General features: G+C 68.2%; 21 protein-coding genes and 1 riboswitch. Of the genes, 13 read left to right on the top strand and 8 right to left on the bottom strand.

The annotated features are described in order from the left end of the window. The first annotated feature begins 32 nt into the window (after positions 1–32). Positions 33–725: a PepSY domain-containing protein gene (locus tag ATCM_RS17480; RefSeq protein ID WP_132865747.1), complete on the top strand. Its 693-nt coding sequence runs from the start codon at positions 33–35 to the stop codon at positions 723–725. Next, positions 722–2,542 (top strand): 2Fe-2S iron-sulfur cluster-binding protein, encoded by a 1,821-nt coding sequence (locus ATCM_RS17475; protein WP_132865746.1) that lies wholly within the window; start codon positions 722–724, stop codon positions 2,540–2,542. Before ATCM_RS17480 ends, ATCM_RS17475 begins: the two co-directional genes overlap by 4 nt. A 296-nt stretch (positions 2,543–2,838) precedes the next feature. Here ATCM_RS17475 and ATCM_RS17470 read toward each other — a convergent pair whose 3' ends face one another. The 5 genes from ATCM_RS17470 to ATCM_RS17450 all read right to left on the bottom strand — a co-directional run bounded on the left by ATCM_RS17470 (position 2,839) and on the right by ATCM_RS17450 (position 7,092). Next, positions 2,839–3,360, bottom strand: coding sequence for a DUF411 domain-containing protein (locus ATCM_RS17470; protein ID WP_192287736.1), 522 nt, complete (start codon positions 3,358–3,360; stop codon positions 2,839–2,841). Positions 3,361–3,416: 56 nt separating this feature from the next. After that, complete coding sequence (locus tag ATCM_RS17465; RefSeq protein ID WP_165931215.1) at positions 3,417–3,725, bottom strand: EF-hand domain-containing protein; 309 nt, start codon at positions 3,723–3,725, stop codon at positions 3,417–3,419. Between the two features lie 58 nt (positions 3,726–3,783). After that, a complete protein-coding gene (locus tag ATCM_RS17460) occupies positions 3,784–4,818 on the bottom strand; it encodes a copper resistance protein B (RefSeq protein WP_132865744.1) in 1,035 nt (344 codons plus the stop codon). Next, positions 4,815–6,605, bottom strand: a complete 1,791-nt coding sequence (locus ATCM_RS17455; protein ID WP_132865743.1) for a copper resistance system multicopper oxidase — start codon at positions 6,603–6,605, stop codon at positions 4,815–4,817. Before ATCM_RS17455 ends, ATCM_RS17460 begins: the two co-directional genes overlap by 4 nt. A 127-nt stretch (positions 6,606–6,732) precedes the next feature. Then, positions 6,733–7,092 carry a CopL family metal-binding regulatory protein gene (locus ATCM_RS17450; protein WP_165931214.1) on the bottom strand — a complete coding sequence of 120 codons (360 nt, stop codon included), beginning with the start codon at positions 7,090–7,092 and terminating at the stop codon, positions 6,733–6,735. Positions 7,093–7,383: 291 nt separating this feature from the next. Between ATCM_RS17450 and ATCM_RS17445 the strand changes: the two genes are divergently transcribed. The 3 genes from ATCM_RS17445 (at position 7,384) to ATCM_RS17435 (ending at position 11,079) form a co-directional block, all read left to right on the top strand. Beyond that, positions 7,384–8,505 (top strand): PLP-dependent cysteine synthase family protein, encoded by a 1,122-nt coding sequence (locus tag ATCM_RS17445; protein ID WP_132865741.1) that lies wholly within the window; start codon positions 7,384–7,386, stop codon positions 8,503–8,505. Between the two features lie 30 nt (positions 8,506–8,535). After that, positions 8,536–10,569: a M3 family metallopeptidase gene (locus ATCM_RS17440; protein WP_132865740.1), complete on the top strand. Its 2,034-nt coding sequence runs from the start codon at positions 8,536–8,538 to the stop codon at positions 10,567–10,569. 132 nt (positions 10,570–10,701) lie between these two features. Continuing rightward, a complete protein-coding gene (locus ATCM_RS17435) occupies positions 10,702–11,079 on the top strand; it encodes an SH3 domain-containing protein (RefSeq protein ID WP_132865739.1) in 378 nt (125 codons plus the stop codon). Between the two features lie 158 nt (positions 11,080–11,237). Here ATCM_RS17435 and fabB read toward each other — a convergent pair whose 3' ends face one another. Next, positions 11,238–12,446: a beta-ketoacyl-ACP synthase I gene (gene fabB / locus ATCM_RS17430; protein WP_132865738.1), complete on the bottom strand. Its 1,209-nt coding sequence runs from the start codon at positions 12,444–12,446 to the stop codon at positions 11,238–11,240. Next, the gene (gene fabA / locus ATCM_RS17425) at positions 12,446–12,961 is read right to left on the bottom strand and encodes a 3-hydroxyacyl-[acyl-carrier-protein] dehydratase FabA (RefSeq protein ID WP_132865737.1); all 516 of its coding nucleotides are present in this window, start codon (positions 12,959–12,961) and stop codon (positions 12,446–12,448) included. The genes fabB and fabA overlap by 1 nt, the downstream gene beginning before the upstream one ends. 211 nt (positions 12,962–13,172) lie before the next feature. Here fabA and dinB point away from each other — a divergent pair, with 211 nt between their 5' ends. The 8 genes from dinB (at position 13,173) to ATCM_RS17385 (ending at position 23,106) form a co-directional block, all read left to right on the top strand. Next, positions 13,173–14,261, top strand: a complete 1,089-nt coding sequence (gene dinB / locus ATCM_RS17420; RefSeq protein WP_132865736.1) for a DNA polymerase IV — start codon at positions 13,173–13,175, stop codon at positions 14,259–14,261. Positions 14,262–14,440: 179 nt separating this feature from the next. Beyond that, positions 14,441–15,091, top strand: a complete 651-nt coding sequence (gph, locus tag ATCM_RS17415) for a phosphoglycolate phosphatase (protein WP_132865735.1) — start codon at positions 14,441–14,443, stop codon at positions 15,089–15,091. 247 nt (positions 15,092–15,338) lie between these two features. Further along, on the top strand, positions 15,339–17,582 hold the full coding sequence (locus ATCM_RS17410) for a TonB-dependent siderophore receptor (protein ID WP_132865734.1): 2,244 nt from the start codon (positions 15,339–15,341) through the stop codon (positions 17,580–17,582). Positions 17,583–17,644: 62 nt separating this feature from the next. Next, positions 17,645–18,586, top strand: coding sequence for an alpha/beta hydrolase-fold protein (locus tag ATCM_RS17405; protein WP_243694047.1), 942 nt, complete (start codon positions 17,645–17,647; stop codon positions 18,584–18,586). A gap of 133 nt (positions 18,587–18,719) precedes the next feature. Beyond that, positions 18,720–20,126, top strand: coding sequence for a DUF4394 domain-containing protein (locus tag ATCM_RS17400; protein ID WP_132865733.1), 1,407 nt, complete (start codon positions 18,720–18,722; stop codon positions 20,124–20,126). Between the two features lie 129 nt (positions 20,127–20,255). Next, complete coding sequence (locus tag ATCM_RS17395; protein ID WP_132865732.1) at positions 20,256–21,299, top strand: ABC transporter substrate-binding protein; 1,044 nt, start codon at positions 20,256–20,258, stop codon at positions 21,297–21,299. Continuing rightward, positions 21,296–22,339 (top strand): iron ABC transporter permease, encoded by a 1,044-nt coding sequence (locus ATCM_RS17390; RefSeq protein ID WP_132865731.1) that lies wholly within the window; start codon positions 21,296–21,298, stop codon positions 22,337–22,339. The genes ATCM_RS17395 and ATCM_RS17390 overlap by 4 nt, the downstream gene beginning before the upstream one ends. Then, positions 22,336–23,106: a heme ABC transporter ATP-binding protein gene (locus tag ATCM_RS17385; protein ID WP_132865730.1), complete on the top strand. Its 771-nt coding sequence runs from the start codon at positions 22,336–22,338 to the stop codon at positions 23,104–23,106. The genes ATCM_RS17390 and ATCM_RS17385 overlap by 4 nt, the downstream gene beginning before the upstream one ends. A 110-nt stretch (positions 23,107–23,216) precedes the next feature. Here ATCM_RS17385 and btuB read toward each other — a convergent pair whose 3' ends face one another. After that, complete coding sequence (gene btuB, locus ATCM_RS17380; protein ID WP_132865729.1) at positions 23,217–25,076, bottom strand: TonB-dependent vitamin B12 receptor; 1,860 nt, start codon at positions 25,074–25,076, stop codon at positions 23,217–23,219. A 117-nt stretch (positions 25,077–25,193) separates the two neighbouring features. Further along, a riboswitch (cobalamin riboswitch) is annotated at positions 25,194–25,431 on the bottom strand. Between the last annotated feature and the right edge of the window lie 5 nt (positions 25,432–25,436).

The raw sequence follows: 25,436 nt of genomic DNA, 5'->3' as shown, positions 1-25,436 counted from the left end.
GGCGGGGCGCGATGCTGAGTGAGGATGACTTGATGAAACCCGCATTCTGGGCGCGACGCGCCCACAAATGGATCGGCCTGGTGATCGGCGTGCAGGCGCTGCTGTGGATGCTCAGCGGCGTCTACATGACCGTGGTGCCGCTGGACGTGATCCACGGTGACCACCTGGCGCACGCGCATGGCGAGCCGCTGCCGCCGCAGGCCGCGCGCATCGATGCCGATGCCCTGGTGGCCCGCCACCCGCAGCTGCAATCGTTCCGGCTCAAGCATGTGCTGGACCGCGAGGTCTACGAAGTGCGCCAGGGCGGCGCGAAGTTCCTGGTCGATGCCGGCAGCGGTGAACGCCTGCCACCGCTGGACCGTGACGGCGCGATCGCATTGGCCCGCTCGCTCTACCAGGGCGACGGCGAAGTGGCGCGGGTGGAATGGATCACCCAGGCACCGTCGGAGGTGAAGACGCGGCCGGTGCCGATGTGGGCGGTGCATTTCACCGACCGCGGCCAGAGCACGCTGTACCTGTCGCCGGACAGCGGCGAACTGCTGGCGCGCCGGCACAGCCTGTGGCGCTGGTTTGACTTCCTGTGGATGTTCCACATCATGGATTACGAGAACCGCACCGACGTCAACAACACCCTGCTGCGGGTGGCCGCGGTGATCGGACTGGGCTTCGCGCTCAGTGGCATCTGGCTGCTGTTCTACAGCTTCGGCAAGCGGAGGCAGGCATGACGCCCTGGATGCGGACCCTGCACAAGTGGGTGGGCCTGGTGATCGGCCTGCAGTTCGTGGTGTGGCTGGGCAGTGGCCTGATGATGGGCCTGCTCGACCCTGATCGGATCGAAGGCACCGCCCAGCGTGCGCCCAAGGCCGAGATGCCGGCCTGGCCGTCCGGCACCGTGTCGCCGACCGAGGCGCTGCGCGCGGCCCGGCATCCGGCGGCGACGCTGGACAGTGGCTGGTTGCTGGACATGCCGGTCTACCGCCTGCAGTCACCGGAGGGCACCGAGGTGATCGATGCGCTCGATGGCCGTCGCATCGACATCAGCAACACGCTGGCACTGCGCGTGGCCCAGGCGGCCTACCGCGGTGACGGCATGCCGTCGGCACCCACGTACCTGGAAAAGAGCCTGGAAACGCGGGCCAACCCCGACCCGGTCTGGCGGGTGGACTTCAGCGACGCGCAGGACACCACGATCTACGTGTCCGCGCACAGCGGGCAGGTGATGGAGCACCGCACCGCCACCTGGCGCCTGTTCGACATCTTCTGGATGTTGCACATCATGGATTACAGCGAGCGGGTGAACTTCAACAACCCGCTGGTGGTGGGCATGGGCATCGGCGGCCTGTGGCTGGCGTTGACCGGCTTCTGGCTGCTGGTGGCCAGCTTCCACCTGCACGAGTTCATCCCGCGCCGTTGGCGCCGGCGGCGTCAGTTGATGGTGTACGCCCCGGGCGGCGCGCACCTGCGCACGGTGACCGCGGCCAACGGCGACAGCGTGTACGTGGCGCTGGCCCGCGAAGGCGTGAACCTGCCGTCCAACTGTGGCGGCGGGCAGAGCTGCGGCCTGTGTGAAGTCCGCGTGCGCGGCGGCGCAGGCAAGGCCACCGCATCGGACCGGTCGCACCTGCCGGCGGCCAAGTTGAAGGTCGGTTGCCGGCTGGCCTGCAACCTGCCGGTGGACGAGGACCTGGAGATCGAGGTGGCCGGTGGCGCCAGCCTGTGGACCGAGCATTGGGCCACGGTGGTCAAGGTGGTCGCGGTGACGCCGTTCCTGCGCGAGGTCCACCTGCGCCCGGACAACCCGGCCGACGCCCAGTTCCAGCCGGGTTGCTACCTGCAGCTGCACGTTCCCGAGTACGAACTGCCTCGCAGCGCGTTGTGGCATCCGGACGAACACCGCGAGGACTGGAAGCCATTGCCATTGCCGGCCACCCTGCAGAACAAGGCATCGGTGCGTCGATCGTATTCGCTGGCGATGCCGGTGACCGCGACCGAAGGCGAGTTGGTGCTGCTGGCACGCTTCAGCCCCGGATGGCAGGAGAACAAGCGTCATCCGCCCGGCAAGGGTTCCACCTGGCTGTATACGCTGCGCGAAGGGGACCGGGTGCGTTACAGCGGCCCGTTCGGTGATTTCGCCCTGAGCGGGGTCGAGCGCGAGAAGGTGTTCATCGGGGCTGGAGCGGGCATGGCACCGCTGCGCGCGATGATCCAGCAGCGTCTGGAGGAGGGCGGCGGCGAACGCATCCATTACTGGTACGGCGCGCGCAATCGGCGTGATTGTCCGTATGCCGAGCAGATGCAGGCCTTGGCCGCGCAGCACCCGAACTTCAGTTGGCACCCGGTGTGGTCGGAGGATACGTCGAACGGAGCGCCACGACGCGTGCACGATGCGATCCATGAGGACCTGCTGCGCCAGCATCCGGACCTGTCGGGCTGCGAGTTCTACCTGTGCGGCCCACCGGCGATGCTGTCGGCGACGCGCCAGCTGCTGCGCAAGCTGGGGGTCGAGGAGTCGAGGATTGCCTACGACGACTTCAAGATCTGAGGGTTGGTGGTTGCTTGCGCGCGCTTTTCTGTCCCGCTAGCGGGACAGGGAGCGGCGAGTTCGCGGTGCACATTGATCCCCCTTCTTCCGCCTGCGGGAGAAGGGGCCCCGCAGGGGCGGATGAGGGGAGCGTTTGCTTCTGCGTGCTTCAACAGCGCCCTCACCCCAGCCCCTCTCCCGCGAAGCGGGAGAGGGGCTTAAGCAGCAGGAATGCAGCCACTTCCTGCCACGAACAGCCGGTCTCTGCCATTTCCCTTCTCCATTGCGGAGAAGGGCTTTTTCATTCGGCCACGAACTCACTCGTGTCGCGAGAACTCACTCAGGCTGCCGTCCTCGGCCAGCAACGCGACGGTGAACGGCTGGCGATAGCCATCCGGCGACTCCATGCCCGGCGAGCCGATCGGCATGCCTGGCAACACCAGCCCGCGGGCCTTCGGTCGCTCGGCCAGCAGCTTCTGGATCGCGGAGACAGGCACATGGCCTTCCACCACGTAGCCATCGATTTCCGAGGTGTGGCACGACATCATGCCCTCGCCAATGCCCAGGCGTTGCTTCACCGAGGCCATGTCGCTGGTGTCATGGATTTCCACCGGGAATCCGGCTGCCTGCATGTGCTCGGCCCAGCCGCCACAGCAGCCGCAGTTGGGGTCCTTGTGCACCTTCACCACCGGCAAGGTGGCGCGTGCGGGTACGGCGTCGACCGTTGCGTTGGCCGCCTTGGCGGCAGGCGCGGCCGGTGTCGCGTTGCAGGCGCTGACCAGCAGCGTGCTGGCGGCCAGGGCGAGGGCGGGCAGGGCGCTTGTTGAAAGCAGTTTCATGTCATTGAACTCCGTCGGGACTGCCGCGCCGGTGGTGTGCCGGCGCGGCCAAGGGCTTACAGCATGGACATGCCGCGCTTGAACTCGTTGAGGTCGAGCTTTCCGTCACGGTTGGCATCGCTCATGTCGAAATGCGGCAGCAGTGCATGCCTGGCCGGCAGTTCCTGGCGGGTGAGGGCGCCATCGTTGTTGCTGTCCAGGCGCTTGAAGGTCGCCTCGACATCGCTTGCCGCCGCGTTGGTGGCCGGCTTGGCGGCGTGTGCGCTGTGGTCGTGCGCGGCGTGGCCCGCATGCTGGGCCTGGGCGAGGGTAGCCGGTGCGACAGTGGCGACGGCGATGAGCAGCAGGGTGTGCAGGATCTTCATGGGATGTTCCTTGGATGAGGTAGGTGCTGGCGCGCACGTCGCACGCCAGCGATGGCGGTCAGAACCAGAAGCGGATACCGGCCACCCAGCGTGATTCGCGGGTACCTTCGCCGGCATCGCGATGGATGTCGGCGGTGCGGCCGAACTTGCGCTCATGCACGAAGCCGACGTAGGGCGCGAAGCGACGGGTGATCTCGTAGCGCAGGCGCAGGCCGGCCTCGACATGGCCCAGCCCGCTGCCCACGCCGCGGCGGGGATCGTCATCGGCGGCGATGCTGGCTTCGATCACCGGCTGCAGGATCAGGCGGTTGGTCAGCAGCACGTCGTACTCGGCTTCGACGGCGAGCTCGGCCTTGCGGGTGCCACCGATGTAGGCCATCGCCGAGACTTCGAACTTGTACGGCGACATGCCCTGGAAACCGATCGCCGCGCGGGTCAGGTCCGGTATCTGGCGGCCGTTGTCGTGGCGGACACCGGCCACGGCGTCCCACCACGGTGAGATCGAACGCCCGTACAGCGCATCCACCGACCAGTCGCCGAGTTTGCCGTCGCTGCGGCTGCCTTCGCTACGCACCCACAGGCGATCGATGTCGTTGCCGAACCAGGCGTTGACGCCCCACGACTGGCCGCTGCCCTGGTCGTTGTCCCAGCCCTCCAGGTGGTCGAACACCACCAGGCTGTTGAACGCCGGTGCATGTTCCATCGCATGCGGCTTCAACACCGGGAACGCCGCGGCGTGATCCTCGGCCGTCGGCACCGGGATCGGCTCGCGGGGGGTGTCGCTGGCGGCCTTCGCCGGCATGGCGTGCCCTGCATGCGCGTCGTGGTCCATGGCCGACATGTCGTGGCCGGCATGCGGGTCCTGCGCCGGCGGTTGCGGCATCACGTGCCCGGCGTGCGGGTCGTCCTTCGGCGCCGCCGGCATCACGTGTCCGGCATGCGCATCGGCGTTTGCCTTCGGTGGTGCATGGCCGGCGTGCGGATCTGCGGCCGGACTCGTCGTCGTGCCGTGTCCGGCGTGCGGGTCCTGGGCCAATGCCGGGCCGCTGGCGGCCAGCGCGAGGAACAGCAGGGAGTGGGAAAGTGTCTTCATGCCTGGATCCTCACTTCGCGCATCATCCCCGCTTCCATGTGGTACAGCAGGTGGCAGTGGAAGGCCCAGCGCCCCAGTGCATCGGCACGCACGCGGTAGGTGCGGCGGGTGCCCGGCGGCATGTCGATGGTGTGCTTGCGCAGCTGGAACTGGCCATCGGCATCCTCCAGGTCGCTCCACACGCCGTGCAGGTGGATCGGGTGCTGCATCATCGTGTCGTTGACCAGCACGATGCGCATGCGCTCGCCGTAGTTCAGGCGGATCGGCTCGGCACCGCCGAACGGGATGCCGTCGAAGTTCCAGGCGAACTTCTCCATGTGGCCGGTGAGGTGCAGCTCGATCTCGCGGCCGGGCTCACGGCCATCCGGGTCCTCGAACAACGAGCGCATCGCGCCATAGGTGAGCACCTGGCGGCCGTTGTCGCGCAGGCCGATGCCCGGGTCGTCCAGCTTCGGTTCGGTGGCCGCGGTCTGCATGTCCACCAGCGGGTTGCCCGCCTCGCTCGGCTTGTGCTTCGGCGCCTTGTCACCACCGCCGTGGCCCATGGCCGCGCCGCAGCCACCTTCCATGCCCTTGCCCATGTTGGCGCCGCAACCGCCTTCCATGCCGGCATGGCCGCCGCCGCCCATGTCATGGCCCATGTCGCCCATGGTCAGCAGCGGGCGCGGGTCCAGTTGCGGGATCGGCGCCTGCAGGCCGTGGCGTACCGCCAGGGTGCCGCAGGCGTAGCCGGTGCGGCCCATGTCCTGGGCGAACAGCGTGAACGCATCCTGCCCGGTCGGCTCGACGATCACGTCGAAGGTCTCGGCCGGCGCGATGCGGAACTCATCGATGCTGACCGGATGGATGTACTGGCCGTCGGCCGCGACCACGGTCATCTTCAGGCCCGGGATGCGCACGTCGAAGTAGGTCATCGAGGCGCCGTTGATGAAACGCAGCAGCACCTTCTCGCCGCTGCGGAACAGCCCGGTCCAGTTGCCCGCCGGCGCGGTGCCGTTCATCAGGTACGTGTAGGTGTGGGCATTGATGTCGGAGATGTCCGAAGGCGTCATCCGCATCCGGCCCCACATGCCGCGATCGGCCAGGGTGGCGCGCAGGCCATCGGTGCGGGCATCGCGCAGGAAGTCGCCGACGGTGCGCTGGTAGGTGTTGTCGTGCATCGGCATCTTCTTCATGCGCCGGTGCAGGGCATTGGGATCCATGTCCGTCCAGTCCGAGAGCATGACCACGTGCTCGCGGTCGAAGTGGTACGGCGGTGGTGCCAGCGGGTCGACGATCAACGCGCCGTACAGGCCGGCCTGCTCCTGGAACAGCGAGTGGCTGTGGTACCAGTAGGTGCCCGATTGCTTGAGCTGGAAGCGGTACTGGTAAGCCTCGCCCGGTGCGATGCCGTTGAAGCTCAGGCCCGGCACGCCGTCCATGTTGGCCGGCAGCAGGATGCCGTGCCAATGGATCGAGGTCATCTCATCGGTGAGCGTGTTGGCCACGCGCAGGTTGACGGTATCGCCCTCGCGCAGGCGCAGGATCGGCGCCGGCAGCGAGCCGTTGACGGTGATCGCACCGCGGGTGCGCCCGGTGAAGTTGACCGCCGAGCGGCCGATGGCCAACTGCAGGTCGGTGCCGCGCAGTTCGGTGGCGCCGGTGGCCATGGCGGCAGGGGTACGGGCGAGGGCATCGGGGATGCGCCCCAGCCCGGCACCGGCGACAACGCCGCCCAGGGCCAGGCCCTGCACGAAGCGGCGTCGCGACAGCGCCGAGCGCGAATCGGAAAGGAAATCGGATGACATGTGGAACTCCCGGCCATGCCCGCGCATCACGATGCGTCGTGGCATGTCCTGAACAGATCAAGGAAGCACCGCGGCAGGGCCGTGGCGCAGGCATCTGCGTACCGGCGCGCGGGGCGCCAGCGGGAGATCAGGCGATGGGAGGCCGGTTCAGCTGGCCGGGGGCCACGTCGTAGCGCGAGGGCACCGGTGGCACCGGCGCGAGCGTGTGGCGGGGATTGCCCAGGCGGGCCATGGCGGTGGCCGGCAGCATGTTGCAGTGCTGCTTGCAGTCGCAGTGGTTGCCGTCGGCACAGGAGGCGGCGGTGGCGTCGCTCCCGTCGTCGGCGCATTGCAGGCTGGCTTCCTCGTGACAGCAGTCGTGGCCGGCGTCCATGGTCATGGCCATGTCGTCCATCGGCATCGCCATCACCGTCGCAGACCATACCGACCCGACCGCACCGGCGATCAGGGAAAGGCACAGCAGCAGGGGCAGCAGGATGCGCGGCACGGGCTGGGGTCCGGGAACAGGCCTGAACCATACCATTTCAGTGTGAAGAAAGGCCTGAATGGTTTATCGGGTTTCGGGTGCGTGCGAAGGGCATACCCCTCCCCGGCCCTCCCCGTGGCTGCGCCAAAGGGAGACGGCGGAAAGGCGGTATTGCGACGACCTCGCAGGTCGATGGCTTTGCCCCCTCCCTTTGGCGCAGCCACGGGGAGGGCTGGGGAGGGGGGGCTTCCCAGCGTCGAACCATCCCCCAGCCGGTAGAATTCCCGGCACTCTTCACTGAAGTGGCGTTCCATGTCCCAGCGTGCATGGGTGGCGTCGGCCATCCGCAAGATCGAAGCCGATTTCAACCGTTCGGCCGACACCCACCTGATCCCGATGGACCTGCCGGGCTTCCCCGGCGTCGACCTGTACCTGAAGGACGAGTCCAGCCACCCCACCGGCAGCCTCAAGCACCGTCTGGCGCGTTCGCTGTTCCTGTACGCGCTGGCCAACGGCTGGCTGCGCGAGGGCTGCCCGGTGATCGAGGCCTCCAGCGGCTCCACCGCGGTGTCCGAGGCCTACTTCGCGCGCCTGCTTGGCCTGCCGTTCATCGCGGTGATCCCGGCCAGCACCTCGCCGGAGAAGATCGCCGCCATCGAGTTCCACGGTGGCCGCTGCCACCTGGTGCAGCGCGCCTGCGACCTGAACTGCGAATCGGAGCGCCTGGCGCGTGAAACCGGTGGCCACTTCATGGACCAGTTCACCTACGCCGAGCGCGCCACCGACTGGCGCGCCAACAACAACATCGCCGAGTCCATCTTCAAGCAGATGGCCGAGGAGCCGCACCCGGTGCCGGAGTGGATCGTCTGCAGCCCCGGCACCGGCGGCACCGCCGCCACGCTCGGCCGCTATGTCAGCTACCGCCGCCACGACACCCTGATCCTGTGCGCGGACCCGGAAGTGTCGGTGTTCTACGACGGCTACTGCGCGGCATTGGCCGGCGACGATTGGCGCACGCTGACCTGCGAGGGCGGCTCGCGCGTGGAAGGCATCGGCCGCCCGCGGGTGGAGCGCAGCTTCATCCCGACCAGCGTGGACGCGATGGTCAAGGTGCCCGATGCGCTGAGCCTGGCGGCGATGCGCCACGTCAGCGCCACGCTGGGGCGCCGGGTCGGCGGTTCCACCGGCACCAACTTCATCGGCGTGCTGTACGCCGCGCAGCAGATGCGTGACGCCGGCCGCAGCGGGTCCATCGTCACCATCCTGTGCGACGCCGGCGAACGCTACGCGCACAGCTACTACAACCCGGCCTGGTATGCGCAGCAGGGCATCGACATCGCCGCTGCTGATGCGGTCATCGCCGCCGCCGTGGCCGGGCAGGGCGCGCTGGCGCTGCCTTGTGCCTGGCTGGAAGTGTCGCCATATCAGGCGTGAAGCCGGCCGGGCCGGCGCTGTTTTCCCAGGATGACCATGAACACCAACCCCCTGCTCGATTTTTCCGGCCTGCCGCGTTTTGACGCGATCCGCCCGGAGCACGTCACCGCGGCCATCGACACCCTGCTGGCCGAGGCCGAGGCGGCGGTGAAGGCCGCCGAGACGGTGGCGCCGGTCAGCTGGGACAGCTTCGTGACGCCGCTGGACGACGCCACCGAGCGGCTGTACCGCGCCTGGGGCCAGGTGTCGCATCTGCAATCGGTGGTCAACACGCCGGCGCTGCGCGAGGTGTACAACGCCAACCTGCCGAAGCTCAGCCGTTTCGGCAGCGCGGTGGCGCAGAACCCGGCGTTGTACGCGCAATACAAGGCACTCGCCGCCGCCCCGGAAGCAGGCGCCTACGACGATGCCAGGGCCAAGGTGCTGGCCAACGCCCTGCGTGATTTCCGCCTGGGCGGTGCTGAGCTGGGCGAGGCCGACAAGGCCCGTTTCGCCCAGCTGCAGGAGGAGCTGTCCGGCCTGCAGGCGACGTTCTCGCAGAACGTGCTCGACGCCACTGATGCCTTCGCGCTGTACGTGGACAACGAGGACGAATTGTCCGGGCTGCCGGCCGATGTCATCGCCGCCGCTCGCGCCGCGGCGCAGAAGGACGGCCGCGAGGGCTGGAAGCTGACCCTGCAGATGCCGTGCTACCTGCCGGTGCAGACCTATGCCGACAACCGCGCGCTGCGCGAGCGGCTGTACCACGCCAATGCGGTGCGCGCCTCGGAGTTCGGCGACGCGGCCTTGGACAATGGCGGCAACATCGACCGCATCCTGGCCGTCCGCGCCGAACTGGCGGCGCTGCTGGGCTTTGCCAACTACGGCGAGTACTCCATCGCCACCAAGATGGCCGACGACGCGCTGCAGGTGCTGGGTTTCCTGCGCGACCTGGCGGCACGCGCCAAGCCGTACGCACAACGCGACCGGGCCGAACTGGAAGCCTTCGCCCGCGACGAACTGGGCCTGGATGATCTGCAGGCCTGGGACCTGGCCTATGCCGGCGAGAAGCTCAAGCAGGCGCGTTACAGCTATTCCGAGCAAGAGGTGAAGCAGTACTTCACCGAGCCCAAGGTGCTGGCCGGCCTGTTCGGCGTGATCGAGCGCTTGTATGGCCTGACGGTGCAGCCGGACACCGCGCCGGTCTGGCACGAGGACGTGCGCTTCTACCGGCTGGTGGACGCTGAAGGCGCGCTGGTCGGCCAGTTCTACATGGACCTGTACGCCCGCGAGGGCAAGCGTGGCGGTGCGTGGATGGACGACTGCCGCAACCGTCGCGTCACCGCCGGTGGCGTGCAGACCCCGCTGGTGTACCTGGTGTGCAACTTCGGCCGCGGCAGCGACGGCACGCCGGCGACCTTCAGCCACAACGAGGTCACCACCCTCTTCCACGAGATGGGGCATGGCCTGCACCAGCTGCTCACCGGCGTCGGCGAGTTGGCGGTGGCGGGCATCAACGGCGTGGAGTGGGACGCGGTGGAGCTGCCCAGCCAGTTCATGGAGAACTTCTGCTGGGAGTGGGAGCAGGTCGAGGCGATGACCGCCCATGCCAGCACCGGCCAACCGCTGCCGCGCGCGCTGTTCGAGCGCATGCTGGCCGCGAAGAACTACCAGAGCGGCATGTTCACCGTGCGCCAGTTGGAGTTCGGCCTGTTCGACATGCTGCTGCACAGCCAGTACCAGCCGGCGCAGGACAGCGTGTTGCAGGTGCTGGAGCGGGTGCGCGGCGAAGTGGCGGTGAATTTCCCGCCGGCATGGAACCGCTTCCCGAACCAGTTCAGCCACATCTTTGCCGGCGGTTACGCGGCCGGCTATTACAGCTACAAGTGGGCCGAGGTGCTCAGCGCCGATGCGTATGCCGCGTTCGAGGAAGCACCGGACAAGCTGCAGGAGACCGGCGCGCGTTTCCGCGCCGAGGTGTTGTCGCGTGGCGGCAGCCGCAGCGCCGCGGAGAACTTCCGTGCGTTCCGCGGCCGTGACCCACAGCTCGACGCGCTGCTGCGGCACAGCGGCATGGTCGCCTGAGCCGGCACCCGGCGGCAGTGACGCCGTAGCACCTGCCTTGGGCGGGCTACGGCGAGGCTTGGCCGGGGTTTCGGTTTCATCCACATTGGGCGTGGCACACTGTGGCGACATTCGCGCCAATTCACATTCACCATGAAAAGGTGGTTCGGCCCCTCCAGGGGCAAGCCCGGTACCGTATTCCGCATCGTGGCCTCGGCCGCGATCATCGGTGTGGTGATGTGGTTCCAGCCGCGCATCAATGAACCGGCGGCCGAGGTCAGCAATGGCCTGAACCTGCGCAGCGCACCGGACCAGCGCGCCGAGCGCCTGGCGGTGTTGCCGGTGGGCACGCAGGTGGAAGTGCAGCGCTGCCTGGACGACCTGCAATGGTGCAACGTGCGTGCCGCCGGCAAGAGTGGCTGGGTGGCCGCCGATTACCTGGTTGCCCGGAGCGACGGCAAGCGCGTGCGCCTGGCCGAGGCCGGCAAGCAGATGGGCGTGGTGATCGAGACCGCGCGCCCGGGCGGTTAAGTGAGAAGGACACCGCCCCCTCCCTTTGGCGAAGCCAAGGGGAGGGTTGGGGAGGGGTGCTCTTCGCGCGGTGGTGGTCTTCCAGCGTCGCGGCCAACGCCGCTCCTACGAAAACAGCCGCTTGCGCGGCTGTTTTCGTGCATCCACAACGGAACGGATCAGACCCGGCCGAAGATCAGCGTGGCGTTGGTGCCGCCGAAGCCGAAGCTGTTGGACATCACCGTGTCCAGCTGGGCGTCCTGGGTCTGGCGCAGGATCGGGAAGCCTTCGGCACGTTCGTCCAGCGTTTCGATGTTGGCCGAGCCGGCCATGAAGCCGTCGCGCATCATCAGCAGGCAGAAGATCGCCTCGTGCACGCTGGCCGCACCCAGCGAGTGGCCGGACAGCGCCTTGGTCGAGGACAGCGGCGGCACCGCCTCGCCGAACACCGCGCGAACCGCGCCCAGCTCGGTCACATCGCCCAGCGGCGTGGAGGTGCCGTGGGTGTTGAGGTAGTCGATCGGGCGATCCACGGTGGCCATGGCCATCTGCATGCAGCGCACCGCGCCTTCGCCGGACGGGGCGACCATGTCGGCGCCGTCGGAAGTCACGCCGTAACCGACGAGCTCGGCGTAGATCTTCGCGCCGCGCGCGACCGCGTGGTCGTAGTCCTCCAGCACCAGCATGCCGCCGCCGCCGGCGATGACGAAGCCATCGCGGTTGGCGTCATACGGGCGCGAGGCCACCGACGGGGTGTCGTTGAAGCTGGTGGACAGCGCGCCCATGGCGTCGAACATCACGCTCATCGACCAGTGCAGGTCCTCGCCGCCGCCGGCGAACATGATGTCCTGCGCGCCGTGGCGGATGAGGTCGGCCGCCGCGCCGATGCAGTGCGCCGAGGTGGCGCAGGCGGCCGACAGCGAGTAGCTCAGGCCCTTGATGCTGAAGGCGGTGGCCAGGTTGGCTGACACGGTCGAGCACATCGTGCGCGGCACCATGTACGGGCCCACCTTGCGCACGCCGCGGTTGCGCAGCAGGTCGGCCGCTTCCACCTGCCATTCGCTGGAGCCGCCGCCGGAGCCGGCGATCACGCCGGTGCGCACGTTGCTGACCTGGCTTTCGTCCAGGCCGGCATCGGCGATGGCATCGCGCATGGCGATGTAGCTGTAGGCGGCCGCATCGCTCATGAAGCGCTTGAGCTTGCGGTCCACCTGCGCCTCGATGTCCAGCTCGACCTTGCCGGCCACCTGGCTGCGCAGGCCGGCTTCGGCGTGGTCGGGCATGGCGACGATGCCGGGACGGCCTTCGCGCAGGGCGCTGGAAACGGTATCCAGATCGTTGCCAAGGCAGGACGTGATGCCCATGCCGGTAATGACGACGCGACGCATCAGAAGCTCTCGGTAGAAGTGAACAGGCCCACGCGCAGGTCCTTGGCGGAGTAGATCTCACGGCCATCGACCAGCATGCGGGCATCGGTCTGCGCCATCACCAGCTTGCGGTTGATCACGCGCGCGACATCGATTTCGTACTGCACCAGCTTGGCGCTGGGCAGCACCTGGCCGGTGAACTTGACCTCGCCGCAGCCCAGGGCGCGGCCACGGCCTTCGGCGCCCAGCCAGGTGAGGAAGAAGCCGGTCAGCTGCCACATGGCATCCAGGCCCAGGCAGCCGGGCATCACCGGGTCGCCGATGAAGTGGCAGCCGAAGAACCACAGGTCCGGTTTGATGTCGAGCTCGGCCCGGATCAGCCCCTTGCCGTAGGCGCCGCCGTCCTCGCGGATGTCGGTGATGCGGTCGAACATCAGCATCGGGTCGTTGGGCAGGCGGCCCTTGTTGGGGCCGAAGAGTTCACCGCGCGCGCTGGCCAGCAACTGGTCGCGGGAGAACGTGTGCAGACGGGTCATCCGGGGGGTGTCCAAAGCCAGGAACGAGGCGCCGAGCATGCGTCAGCACCTGCGTTCAATCAAATGTTTTAACTGGACGGTTGCGTATGTTCGGCGCAGTTAGCAGCCGTTAGAAGGCTGTTACGGAACGTTTTGAATTGCACAATTGTGAGGACAAGTGTGCATTTAGCGACAACAGCTATCATGTTGGCGACCGTTTCGGACTGTTGTCGTGGCCCAGCTTCGCAAGATCATCCATGTCGACATGGACGCCTTCTATGCGTCCGTGGAGCAGCGCGATGACCCCGGTTTGCGCGGGAAGCCGGTGGTGGTGGCCTGGCGGGGTGCCCGTTCAGTCGTCTGCGCGGCGTCCTACGAGGCGCGCACCTTCGGGGTGCGCTCGGCGATGCCGGCGCTGCGTGCCGAGCGGCTGTGCCCGGACGCGATCTTCGTGCCGCCGGATTTCGTCCGCTACAAGGCGGTGTCCCGGCAGATCCGCGAGATCTTCCTGCAGCACACGCCGTTGGTGGAGCCGCTGTCGCTGGACGAGGCCTACCTGGACGTGACCGACTCGCCGACCTGCGACGGCATCGCCACCGAAATCGCCCGCACCATCCGCGCGCAGATCCGCGAAGCCACCCAGCTCACCGCCTCGGCCGGCATCGCGCCGAACAAGTTCCTGGCCAAGATCGCCTCGGACTGGCGCAAACCGGATGGACAGTTCGTGGTGCCGCCCTCGAAGGTGGAACAGTTCCTGACGCCGCTGCCGGTCAACCGCGTGCCCGGGGTGGGCAAGGTGATGGAAGGCAAGCTGTCGGCGCTGGGCATCGCCACCGTCGGCGACCTGCGCACGATCCCGCTGGAGCAGCTGCAGGCCCTGTTCGGTACGTTCGGCGGCAGCCTGTACCGGCGCGCGCGTGGCATCGACGAGCGGCCGGTGGAGCCGGACCAGCCGGTGCAGTCGATCTCCTCGGAGGACACCTTCAGCGAGGACCTGCCGCTGGGCCGGTTCGACGAGGTGATCACGCAACTGGCCGAGAAGACCTGGCGCGCGACGGGGCGCACCGAGCGGGTGGGGCACACCGTGGTGCTCAAGCTCAAGACCGCGCAGTTCCGCATCCTCACCCGCAGCTTCACCCCGGAAGCGCCGCCCTCGTCGGTGGAGGAGCTGCGCGACATCGCATTGGCGTTGTGCCAGCGCGTGCAGCTGCCGGCGGACACCTTGTACCGATTGGTGGGCGTGGGCCTGTCCGGCTTCCGTGACCGCGAGGACGTGGTGGTGCAGGGCGATCTGTTTCGGAATGTAGGGAGCGAAGATTGAAATGAGCGGCGGGTTGATGCCGCAGCGTTGGGCGCTCTCTGCGACACAGCTTCTCCCGCCTGCGGGAGAAGGAAGGGTGTTCAGATTCTTTGCTTCGAGCCCCTCTCCCGCGTGCGGAAGAAGGGGGAGTTTTCAGGCGTTTCGCTACAATCTTCTGCTTTCGCAAACGGAGTAATGCATTGGCAACGTCGGCAGTGATTTTCGATCTGGATGGCACGCTCGTGGACAGTGCCAGCGATATCGCCGAAGCGGTGAACCGCACGCTGGAAGATCTCTCGCTGCCACGTGTGAGCGAGGCCACGGTGCGCAGCTGGATTGGCGAAGGCGTGCGCAAGTTGGTCACCACTGCGCTCAATGACGCTGGCAGCGAGCGGACGCTGGATGAAGTAATGCCGACCTTCATGCGCCATTACCGCGATTGCCTGCTGCGCAGCCCGCAGTTGTACGACGGCGTGGTCGAGACGCTGCAGGCACTGCGCCAGCGTGGCCTGCCGATGGCCATCTGCACCAACAAGCCGGCCGCGCTGGTGCCGCCGTTGCTCGAGCATCTGGATATCGCCGGCTTCTTCGCGCACATCATCGGGGGCGACTCGTTGCCGCAGCGCAAGCCCGCAGCCGAACCCCTGCTGCACACCGCGACTTTGCTCGGGCAGCCGGTGCAGGCCTGCCTGATGGTGGGCGATTCGGCCACCGACCTGGGCGCGGCCGACAACGCCGGCATGCCGATCGTGCTGGTGCGCTACGGCTATCCGCGCGATCTGGACCTGGATGCCACCGATGCGGTGGCGGTGATCGATGCGCTGCCGGAGTTGCTGGGCCACCTCGCATGACCGGCCGGTAGTGCCGGGCCACGCTCGGCAGGCGCTTTCCCGGTACAGCCCGGCGCCAATGGCTGCGCTCCACCCCGCGCGCGGCGCTTTGTCGCATCCGGAAGTTAGTAATAATCATTATCATTTGGTGTAGACTGCTCGTCATTCAGCAGCGCGCCTGGTGTGTGATCCCGGTGGCTGCATCGTGATCCACCGTTCCTCAAGCCGTCGCCAGAGGTTCGCAACCCCACTGTCGAGAGGCTTTGCCATGTCCCGTCGTTCCTCGTCGCGGTTGTCCGCGCGTGCCCTGTTGTCCCGTCGTCGCCCGCTGGCCGTCGCGCTGGCCCTGTCCGCCCTGGTCGCCGGCCCGGCCGCCGCCGAGGGCGTTGCCGCCGCGACCGACATCGACACCGTGCATGTCACCGCCGAACAGATCGCACGCCAGGCGCTGGGCACCTCGGTGATCACCTCGGTGGACCTGGAGCGCCTGCCGCCGGCCAACGACCTGTCCGAAGTGATCCGCCGCATGCCGGGCATCAACCTCACCGGCAATACCGCTTCCGGTGCCTACGGCAACTTCCGCCAGATCGACATCCGCGGCATGGGCCCGGAGAACACGCTGATCCTGATCGACGGCCGCCCGGTGAGCTCGCGTGATTCGGTGCGCATGGGGCGCAGCGGCGAACGCAACAGCCGCGGCGACAGCAACTGGGTGCCGGCCGAAGCGGTGGAGCGCATCGAAGTGCTGCGTGGCCCCGCCGCCGCGCGCTATGGGTCCGGCGCTTCCGGTGGCGTGGTCAACATCATCACCAAGAAACCGACCGGTGACCTGACCGGTTCGCTCACCCTGTACGGCAGCCAGGCCGAGCACAGCGCCGAGGGGGACAGCGAGCGCGTTGGCTTCCAGTTGTCGGGCCCGCTCAGCGAGCGCCTGTCCTTCCGGCTGTTCGGCAACATCAACAAGACCGACCCGGATGCACTGGAACTCAACCAGGACTTCGCCACCGGCGTGACCCCGCCGGCCGGCCGCGAGGGCGTGCGCAACCGCGACATCAGCGGCCTGCTGCGCTACGACATCAACGACGACCACGTGGTCGAACTGGATGCCAGCGTCAGCCGCCAGGGCAACATCTATTCCGGTGAACGCGGCGTCAGCGGCGACGGCTTCCAGCGCCTGAACGACCTGTTCGGCGCGGAGACCAACATCATGCTGCGCCGTTCGTTCGGCCTGACCCATCGCGGTCGCTACGACTGGGGCACCTCGCGCATCACCGCCGCCTACGAGGACACCGACAACACCCGCCTCAACGAAGGCCTGGCCGGCGGACCGGAAGGCTCGATCAACGAGAACGCCAGCTTCTCCACCTCCGAGCTGACCTCCGCGCGGGTGGACGGCGAGATCAACGTGCCGCTGGGCTGGGGTGGCATCGACCAGGTCGCGACGGTCGGCTTCGAATACCGCGACCTGAAGCTGGATGACCCGTACTCGGTGACGCAGAGCTCCAGCAGCGGCGGTGGCATCCCGGGATACAGCGGCGCGCGCACCGGCAAGACCGACCAGCAGTTCGCCGCGGTGTTCATCGAGGACAACCTGTACGTCGGTGACCGCTGGACGGTGACCCCCGGCGTGCGCTTCGACCATCACTCGCAGTTCGGCAACAACCTCAGCCCCAGCCTCAACGTGCAGTTCAAGCTGGCCCAGGACTGGGCGATCAAGGGCGGCATCGCGCGTGCGTTCAAGGCACCGAACCTGTACCAGGCCAACCCGGACTACCTGTACTACACGCGTGGCAACGGTTGCCCGGTGCTGAGCCCGAACATGGGTTCGGGCTGCTACGTGATGGGCAACGCCGACCTGGACCCGGAAACCAGCATCAACAAGGAGATCGGCATCGAGTGGGCGCCGGACAACGGCTGGCACGCGTCGGTCACCTATTTCCACAACGACTACAAGGACAAGATCGTCGCCGGCCAGGACCGCATCGGCGTCACCAACGACACCAAGGGCCAGGTGTTCCAGTGGACCAATGCGCCCGAGGCGATCATCCGCGGCGTGGAAGGCAACCTGAAGGTGCCGCTGGTCGGCGGCGGCGACGTGCTGTCGTGGAACACCAACGTTACCTGGATGATCGAGAACGTCGACAAGACCACCGACCAGCCGCTGTCGATCATCCCCGAGTACACCGTCAACACCTTCCTGGATTGGCAGGTGAACACGCAGCTGTCGTTCATGCTGACCGGCACCTTCTACGGCAAGCAGGAGTCGGCCACGCAGTCCAGCACCACCGGTGCGGTGCTGCCGCCGGACACGCGTGGTGCCTATGACCTGTGGAGCCTGGGTGGCCAGTACCGGATCACCCCGAAGGTGCGCGTGGGTGGCGGCGTGAACAACCTGTTCGACAAGCGCCTGTTCCGCGAAGGCACCACCAGCACCAGCGCCACCGGTGCGGGCGCGGCCACCTACAACGAGCCGGGCCGCAGCTACTGGGTCAACCTGACGGTCGGCTTCTGAGGGCCGTGGCGATGCACAGGGGCACGCACGGCGCGCTGCGCCGTGCCATGGCGGTGATGGCCATGGCGATCATTGCAACCACGACGCTGCTGGCAGCGCCGCCGTTGGCGGCACAGCAGCGCAATCCCGCACAGGTGATCGGCGAGACGGTGGCCGACCGCAGCTCCGCGCACTACCGCTTCGAGCGGTTCGTGGTGAGCAGTGCCGACGGCAGTCGTCGCTGGCGGGTGAACCTGGGGATCCCGACCGGCAGGGCGCCGGCCGCGGGTTTCCCGGCGATCTGGATGCTGGACGGCAATGCGGCATTGATCGAGTTCGATGACAGCGTGCTGGAAGAACTGGCGCGGACCACGCCGAGCCTGCTGGTGTTCGTCGGCTACGACAACCCGTTGCGCATCGACTCGCCGGCACGCACCCGTGACTACACGCCGTTCGCCGATGAAGGCGAGGATGGCACCGTCTCCGGCGGGGGCGCCAATGCCTTCCTGGACGTCCTGGAACGCCAGGTCCGGCCGGAAGTGGCGCGCCGGGCCACGCTGGACGCCAGCCGGCAGACGCTGTGGGGGCATTCCCTCGGTGGCCTGTTCGTGCTGCACGCGCTGTACAGCCGCGCCGGGGCGTTCCAGACCTATGCCGCGGCCAGTCCATCGTTGTGGTGGACGCAGGGCGCGATGCTCGGCGCACCGGAACGGCAGTTCATCGCCAACAATGCCGGCCATCACGCACGCGTGCTGCTGATGCTTGGCGGCGGCGAGCGCACGCCGGACTTCAGCAACCGCGACATGGGCAACCCGCGGGTGCAGGCCCACCTCAAGCGCATCTCCGGCGCGCCCTCCGGGGCCGCCACCGCACTGGGCGCGCGACTGCAGCAGGTGCCGGGACTGGACACCGAGTACATCGAGTTCGACGGGCTCAGCCACGGGCCGATGTTCCGCGCCTCGTTGATGCGCACCCTGCACAGGGTGGCCGGCATCGGCGACCGCAGCGGCGAGCCGCGTCCCTGAGCCGCAACCGCGGCCGACCTTCGCACACGGCGGCCGATGCGCCGCCCGCCAGACAACCCAGGCCGCGTCATGGCCCAGGCAATCACCCCACCCGCACGCCAAGGGCGTGCATCGATCGATGAGGTAATGCGCCATGGCAGTCATCCCTTCCCGTTTCCCGCGCCCGGCCGTGCTCGGCCTGGCCCTGCTGCTTGCGACCGGCGCCGCCGGCGCACAGGTATTCGGCCAGCCCGACGTCGACTTCAAGGGCAGCGTCCGCGCGACCGCGCCGGTGGTGCTGCCGGGCAGTGAAACCGGCATCGAGGGCAGCGGCTTCACGCCGGGGCAGAAGGTCACCCTGCAACGCGGTGACAGCGTGCTCAACGCGCAGCCCTACGTGGCCGATGGCGAAGGCCGGTTCCGGGGAACGTTGCACATCCCGGCCGATGCGGCCGTCGGCGCGCAACCCATCGTGGTGCGCGCCAGCAGCCCGGACGCGGCGTCGATCTTCGCGCTGAAGGTTTCGCGGGAGGTGCCACTGTCCGGCCAGGAGCGCATCCAGGCCGCCAGCAACCGGTTGGTGCAGGGCCTGTACCAGGTGGCCTACAGCCCCGCGAGCAAGGCCGCGTTCGTGACCAGCGCGGTGGGCCGCCCACCGGTGAAGCAGTCCGAACTGCTCAAGGTCGACCCGGAAACCCTGCAGGTCCTGGCCCGCGTCTCGCCGCAGGCGGCACCGGCACCGGCCGCGCAACCGGGCCAACCCGCGCGCGAAGGCGGAGTGTTCGCCGTATACGGCGTTGGCGTGGATGACACCCATGGCAACGTGTGGGTGACCAACACCCGCCAGGACACGGTCGCGGTGTACCGCCAGTCGGACCTGGCGCTGGTCAAGCAGTTCCCGGTGGGGGCGGTGTCGCATTCGCGTGACGTGGTCATCGACCCGCAGCGCAATCGTGCCTATGTCTCGGCGACCGGCGAGGATTTCATCAGCGTGTTCGACACGCGCACGCTGCAGCAGCTGGACAACATCACCCTGGCTTCGGGCAAGCGCGGCGAGAGCTTCACCCCGACCAGCCTGGACATCGATCCGGCCACCGGCAAGGTGTACACCGCCAGCCTCGGCTCGGCCGAGGCGGCGATCATCGACGGAGCCGCGGGCAAGGTGGAGAAGGTGATCGCGCTGGGCAACGCGCGCAGCGCGATCGGCGTGGCCTGGAACCCGCTGGCCAAGCGTCTGCTGGTGGTCGCGCAGGGCAGCGACAACCTGCTGGTGGTCGATCCGGAAAGCGGCAAGGTCGAGCACGATGTCTACGTCGGTGCCGGTGCGTTGAACGTGTCCTACAGCCCGGCCACGCGCCTGGCGTATGTCAGCAACCGCGGTGCCGGCACGGTGACGGTGGTGGACGAGGCCGGCAACATCGTCGCCAACCTCGATGGTGGCACCTACCCGAACCACGTCAGCAAGGGCCCGGGCACGGCGATGTTCGCGATCAACAAGTCGCGTGGCGAGGACGATGCCAAGGGTGATCGCATCACCCGCTTCATCCCGACCCGGGAGTAACCGCCACGCCGGCACGCGACGTCGTGCGGGCATGCGGGAGGTGCCGGCGACGGCATCTCCCGCCCTGCCATGAAAGGGCTTGCCGTGGCACGGACCGCGGGCGCAAGCGCCACCAACGAGGAACCCCTGATGAAGAACCCCACCATCCTGCCAACGGGATTGGGCCTGCTGCTGGCGGTGCTGGCAGTGGGTTGCAACCGTGCCCCATCGCCTACGCCGGCATCGCCCAAGCCCTCGGCAACCGCTGGCGGCGGCGCCGATACCGCTGGCCTGCCGCAGGGCTGGAAGCGCGTGGCCGGCCAGGATGTCCCGCAAGCCACGGCGGCCACGCCGCGACTGCCGGCGCGGGTACGTTCCGACGACGGTGCCGAGGTGGAGATTCGCGACGTCGGCCGCATCGTGGCCGGCGGTGATGACGTGATCGCCGTGCTCGAAGCGCTGGGCCTGGCAGGCAATCTTTACGCCGCGCCCGAGCGCTCGGCCACCGCGGCAGGCAAGGCCGCCGAGAAGCATTTCCTGTTCAACCGCACCACCGGCGTGGAAGGCGTGCTCAGCCTGGACGGCAGCCTGTTCCTGGGCAACAGCCTGCGCCGCCATGGCGTGCTGGCCGAGCGCCTGCGTGCCACCGGGCATGCAGCGGTGGTGATCGATGACCTGCAGCCGCCGCCGGACAAGGTGCGCAAGGTGGCCGAGGCGGTCGGGCTGCCCGTGCAGGGGCAGGCACTCGCCGCGCAGGTGCAGGCGCAGATGGACCAGGCCGCGGCCATGGCTGCGCACAACCCACGGCGTCCGCGCGTGATCGCGCTGTCGGCCAGCGGTGCGGGAGGGTTGCCGACCGTCGCCGGCGCCGACAGCGCGGCCAACCAGCTCATCACGCTGGCCGGCGGCATCAACATCGGCGAGGAGGCCGGGGTGGCCAATTACTCGCAGCTCAGCAACGAGGGCGTGGTGGCGGCAGCACCGGAGGTGATCCTGGTGACCGACAACGACCTGCGCCTGTTCGGCGGTGAAGCCGGGTTGTGGAAGGCGTATCCGACCCTGCGGCATACGCCGGCCGGCGCCGCCAACCGCGTCTGGGTGATGCCGGACATCGCGCTGAAGGCCACCAGCGTGGGTTCCGGCGCGGGCGCGCTGGCGCTGGCGCAGGCCCTGGCCGAACTCGCGCGCGGATGATCGCCGGGCAGGTGCGGCGACCGAACGGTGCGCTGTTGCTGGTGGTGTTGGCGGCGGTGCTGCTGGCCGCGGTGCTGCTGTCTTTCGCCGTCGGCCCGCTGAAGCTGCCGCCTGCCGACGTCCTGCAGGCCATCGCCGCCCGGTTCGGGCTGGCCGATCCGCACACGGTCAGTGCCCGCGACATGGGCGTGGTCTGGCAGCTGCGTATCCCGCGTGCGCTGCTGGGAGCGCTGGTGGGTGCGTCGCTGGCGATGGCCGGCGTCGCCCTGCAGGGATTGTTCGGCAACCCGCTGGCCGACCCGGGCATCGTCGGCGTCAGCCAGGGCGCATCGCTGGGTGCGGTGGCCGCCATCGTGCTTGGAGCCGGAACGCTGGGCGCCTGGCTCATTCCCCTCGCAGCCTTTCTCGGTGGCGCTGGTGCCACCACGTTGATCTACCTGTTGGCGCGGCCCGGGCGCGGTGAGGGCACTGCCACATTGCTGCTGGTTGGCATCGCCATCGGTGCGGCCTGCTCGGCGGCGGTTGGCTTCCTGACCTACATCGCCAGCGAGAGCGAACTGCAGTCGCTGGTGTTCTGGCAGATGGGCTCGCTGGCGCACGCGCGCTGGAACGACGTGGCAGCGGTGGCACCGGTGTTCCTGGTCGGCCTGCTGGCGCTGTGGCGCCTGGCGACGCCGTTGGACATGCTGGCCCTGGGCGAGCGCCAGGCGCGCCATATCGGTCTGGACGTGCCACGCACGCGGCTGCTGCTGGTGGTGTTCAGCGCGCTGCTGGTGGGCGCGGCGGTGGCATTCGCCGGCAGCATTGGCTTTGTTGGCCTGATAGTGCCGCACCTGGTGCGCATGCTCGCCGGCCCGGGACACCGTTGGTTGCTGCCGCTGTCGGGCGTGACCGGCGCGTTGTTGATCGTGGTGGCCGATACCGCCGCGCGCACGCTCGATCCGCCTTCGGAAATCCCGCTGGGCCTGTTCTCGGCGGCACTGGGTGCACCGTTCTTCCTGTGGCTGGTGCTGCACAGGCGTGGCCGGGGGGCGGCATGAGCACACCGTTGCTGGAGCTGCGCAATGCCGGGGTGATGCGGGGCAATCGCCGGGTGCTGTCCGGGGTGAGCCTGCGCCTGGAAGCCGGCACGCTTACCGCGCTGGTGGGTCCCAATGGCGCAGGCAAATCAACCTTGCTGGCGTTGCTGGCCGGTGATGCCGTGCCAGACCAGGGCAGTGCGATGCTGTCCGGGCGTGCACTGGCGGATTGGCCAGTGCGCGAACTGGCGTTGCAGCGTGCGGTGATGGCGCAGGATCACGCGGTGCGATTCGCCTTCAGCGTGCAGGAGGTGGTGGCGATGGGGCGCTTGCCGCATCCGCCTGACCGCGAACAGGACGCACGCATCACCGCGCAGGCCATGGCCGAAGTGGAGGTGAGTGCCTTGGCCGGCCGCGACGTGCAGACGTTGTCCGGTGGCGAGGCCGCGCGCACCTCGCTGGCACGCGCGTTGGCGCAGTGCACGCCGGTGCTGTTGCTGGATGAGCCCACCGCCGCGCTGGATCTGCGCCATCAGGAGCGCACGTTGCGCAGTGCCCGTGAACTGGCCCGGCAGGGGCGCTGCGTGGTGGTGGTGCTGCATGACCTCAATCTGGCCTCGGCCTATGCCGACCGCATCGTGATGCTGTGCGAAGGCCGCATCGCTGCTGATGGCGCACCACGCCTGGTGCTGACCGGCGACATCATCGGGCAGGTGTACGGGCAGGCGGTGCACGTGATCGAACATCCCACCCGTGGCGTACCGCTGGTGGTGCCTTGCGACGAATGATCGGCGGGGACTTTGCCGGTAACGCCTCCGCAGAGCACGGCCCTGCTCCATAACACCCAAAAAAATGCCCCGGCGAACCGGGGCATTCTTCATTGCTCGTTACTTGGTAATTACTTGGAGCGGTAACGCAGCGTCAGCTGGTACTCGCGGCCCGGCTGGTTGTACCAGGCAACGGTTTCGTACGCGCGGTCGAACACGTTGGCGGCCTTGGCCTGGACACTCCATGCATCGTTGATGGCGTACTCAGCGCGCACATCCACGGTGCCATAACCGGCCAGACGCACCGTGTTGGCCGCGTTGTCGAAGCGGTGGCCGCTGCCGGCCGCGGTCACGCCCAGGCGCACCGGGCCGAAGCTCTTGTCCACGTCCAGGCGACCGCTGGTGCGCGCACGACGGGCCAGCAGGTTGTCGTAGGTGGCCGCGCCGGAGGTGTGGTCGCGCGGGTCGGTGAAGCTGGCCTGGGCGTTGATGTCGAAACCGGCCAGCGACAGGTAGCCGGTCAGCTCGGCGCCGCGGATGCGGGCCTCGGCGACGTTGACGATGTTGAAGCTGCTGTCGTAGCCGATCAGCTGGTCCACGCGGGTTTCGTACGCGTTGAAGGTCCAGTTCCAGTTGTCGGCGTACTGCGCGATGCCGATGTTCAGGCTCTTGGACTCTTCCGGCTTCAGGTCCGGGTTGCTGAAGCCCGGGTAGTACAGGTCATTGAAGGTCGGTGCCTTGAAGCCGGTGCCGGCGCTGGCGGTCAGGCGCAAGCCGTTGCCGAAGGCGAAGCCGTAACCCAAGCTGCCGGTGGTGTGGTTGCCGAACTGCTCGTTGTCGTCATTGCGCACGCTGGCCTGCAGCGAGTGCGCGCCGAACTGGCCCTGGTACTCGACGAACACGCCGAGGTTGTCGCGGTCCCCGATGTCGTAGGCGGTGGAGCTGGTGACCTTGTCGTTCTGCCAATCGGCACCGGCGGTCAGCTGCTGGCCTTCGGCGAACTGGAAGTCGCCCTGCACGCTGGCGGTGTCGCGACGGGTGTCGAAATTGCTGGCGAAGGTGCGGCTGCCGTTGGCGGCGAAGTAGTTGTCGGCCTGGTCGCGGTTGCGGCCGACCTGTGCGGTCAGCTGGAACGCATCGGACGCGGCCCATGCCAGCTTGCCGCCGTAGACCTGCTGGCGGTTGTCGGCCTCGTTGCCGCCGAAGATGCTGCCGTCGTATTCGTTGAAGCTGTCGGCGTTGAGCACGTGGCCTTCCAGGCTCAGCGTGTCGGTCAGCGCATAGCCGCCGCGCACGTTGATGGAGGTGTTGCGGTAGCCGTCGCGGTCCGGTTCATCGGCGAAGCAGCCAGCGCCCCAGCCAGCGGCGGTGCCGCGGCAGGCATTGATGCCATCGGTCTTCTGGTAGCCGCCCTGGGCCGAGATCCAGCCGCGCTCGCCACGGTTGCTGAAGCCGGCGCTGGCCTGGCGCAGGTTGTTGCTGCCGGCGGTGATGGACAGGTTCTGCTGCAGGCCCTGGCCGGCGGTGCGGGTGAAGATCTGGATCACGCCGCCGATGGCCTCGGAGCCGTACAGGCTCGAACGCGGGCCGCGCACGATTTCAACGCGCTCGATCTGGTCCACCGGCAGGTCCTGCAGTGCGGCCATGCCGCTGGTGGCCGAGCCCACGCGCACGCCATCCACCAACACCAGCACCTGGTTGGAGTTGGTGCCACGCAGGAACAGCGAGGTGATCTTGCCGGTGCCGCCCTGGTTGGCGAAGTCCAGGCCGGCGCGGCCGCGCAGCAGCTCCAGCACCGAGTTGGCCTGGCTGCGGTCGATCTGGTCGCGGTCGATCAGCTGCACCGGGACCACGCTGGCCTCGACGGCAACCGGGGTACGGGTGGCGGTGACGGTGACGTCGTCCAGGTCGGTGGTCCTGGACTGTGCGGCGGCAACGGCCGGCAGCGCCATCAGCACGGCGAGGGAGAGGGTGTGGTAATGCAGTTTCATGCTTGCTCCTGGGCCTGCGCGCTCCCGCGCAGACAAACGGGTGGGGCTGCCAGGAGAGGGAAGGGACGGAAGCAGGCGCGCACACGGCGCCGCAGCCGCCGCCATGCCCTCCGCATCGCAACCAGTCGGCTTTCGGGCCGGTCTCCGGACTCGCAGGCGAAGCAGCATGGCTGCTTCCGGTCAGGCGCCTTCCCGTGCCTTGCACAGTGGCGGTGTTGCCTGGCCTTGTCCTGCTTACCGTTGCGGGGGCAGCGCCGGAATGGCGACAGGCTGGAGATCCAGCCGTGCGCGGCACCGGCTTCCCGTTTCAACCCGCCAGCATGGCCGGAGGGTCACCCGAAAGTGCGCGCATTCTATGCC

Origin of the sequence: Stenotrophomonas sp. ATCM1_4 (assembly GCF_004348115.1) — a bacterium.
Taxonomy (GTDB): domain Bacteria; phylum Pseudomonadota; class Gammaproteobacteria; order Xanthomonadales; family Xanthomonadaceae; genus Stenotrophomonas; species Stenotrophomonas capsici.
The sequence above is the reverse complement of the archived record's forward strand: the minus strand, read 5'-3'. Positions and strand labels throughout refer to the sequence as shown.

Bases quoted from the DNA above. Each gene is read 5' to 3' on its own strand.
- fabB (WP_132865738.1), bottom strand. From the start codon at position 12,446: ATGCGTCGCGTCGTCATTACCGGCATGGGCATCACGTCCTGCCTTGGC.
- ATCM_RS17435 (WP_132865739.1), top strand. From the start codon at position 10,702: ATGAAAAGGTGGTTCGGCCCCTCCAGGGGCAAGCCCGGTACCGTATTC.
- fabA (WP_132865737.1), bottom strand. From the start codon at position 12,961: ATGACCCGTCTGCACACGTTCTCCCGCGACCAGTTGCTGGCCAGCGCG.
- ATCM_RS17405 (WP_243694047.1), top strand. From the start codon at position 17,645: ATGGCGATCATTGCAACCACGACGCTGCTGGCAGCGCCGCCGTTGGCG.
- ATCM_RS17445 (WP_132865741.1), top strand. From the start codon at position 7,384: ATGTCCCAGCGTGCATGGGTGGCGTCGGCCATCCGCAAGATCGAAGCC.
- ATCM_RS17410 (WP_132865734.1), top strand. From the start codon at position 15,339: ATGTCCCGTCGTTCCTCGTCGCGGTTGTCCGCGCGTGCCCTGTTGTCC.
- btuB (WP_132865729.1), bottom strand. From the start codon at position 25,076: ATGAAACTGCATTACCACACCCTCTCCCTCGCCGTGCTGATGGCGCTG.
- ATCM_RS17440 (WP_132865740.1), top strand. From the start codon at position 8,536: ATGACCATGAACACCAACCCCCTGCTCGATTTTTCCGGCCTGCCGCGT.
- ATCM_RS17395 (WP_132865732.1), top strand. From the start codon at position 20,256: ATGAAGAACCCCACCATCCTGCCAACGGGATTGGGCCTGCTGCTGGCG.
- ATCM_RS17390 (WP_132865731.1), top strand. From the start codon at position 21,296: ATGATCGCCGGGCAGGTGCGGCGACCGAACGGTGCGCTGTTGCTGGTG.
- ATCM_RS17465 (WP_165931215.1), bottom strand. From the start codon at position 3,725: ATGAAGATCCTGCACACCCTGCTGCTCATCGCCGTCGCCACTGTCGCA.
- ATCM_RS17480 (WP_132865747.1), top strand. From the start codon at position 33: ATGAAACCCGCATTCTGGGCGCGACGCGCCCACAAATGGATCGGCCTG.
- ATCM_RS17400 (WP_132865733.1), top strand. From the start codon at position 18,720: ATGGCAGTCATCCCTTCCCGTTTCCCGCGCCCGGCCGTGCTCGGCCTG.
- ATCM_RS17470 (WP_192287736.1), bottom strand. From the start codon at position 3,360: ATGAAACTGCTTTCAACAAGCGCCCTGCCCGCCCTCGCCCTGGCCGCC.
- ATCM_RS17460 (WP_132865744.1), bottom strand. From the start codon at position 4,818: ATGAAGACACTTTCCCACTCCCTGCTGTTCCTCGCGCTGGCCGCCAGC.
- ATCM_RS17475 (WP_132865746.1), top strand. From the start codon at position 722: ATGACGCCCTGGATGCGGACCCTGCACAAGTGGGTGGGCCTGGTGATC.
- ATCM_RS17455 (WP_132865743.1), bottom strand. From the start codon at position 6,605: ATGTCATCCGATTTCCTTTCCGATTCGCGCTCGGCGCTGTCGCGACGC.
- ATCM_RS17385 (WP_132865730.1), top strand. From the start codon at position 22,336: ATGAGCACACCGTTGCTGGAGCTGCGCAATGCCGGGGTGATGCGGGGC.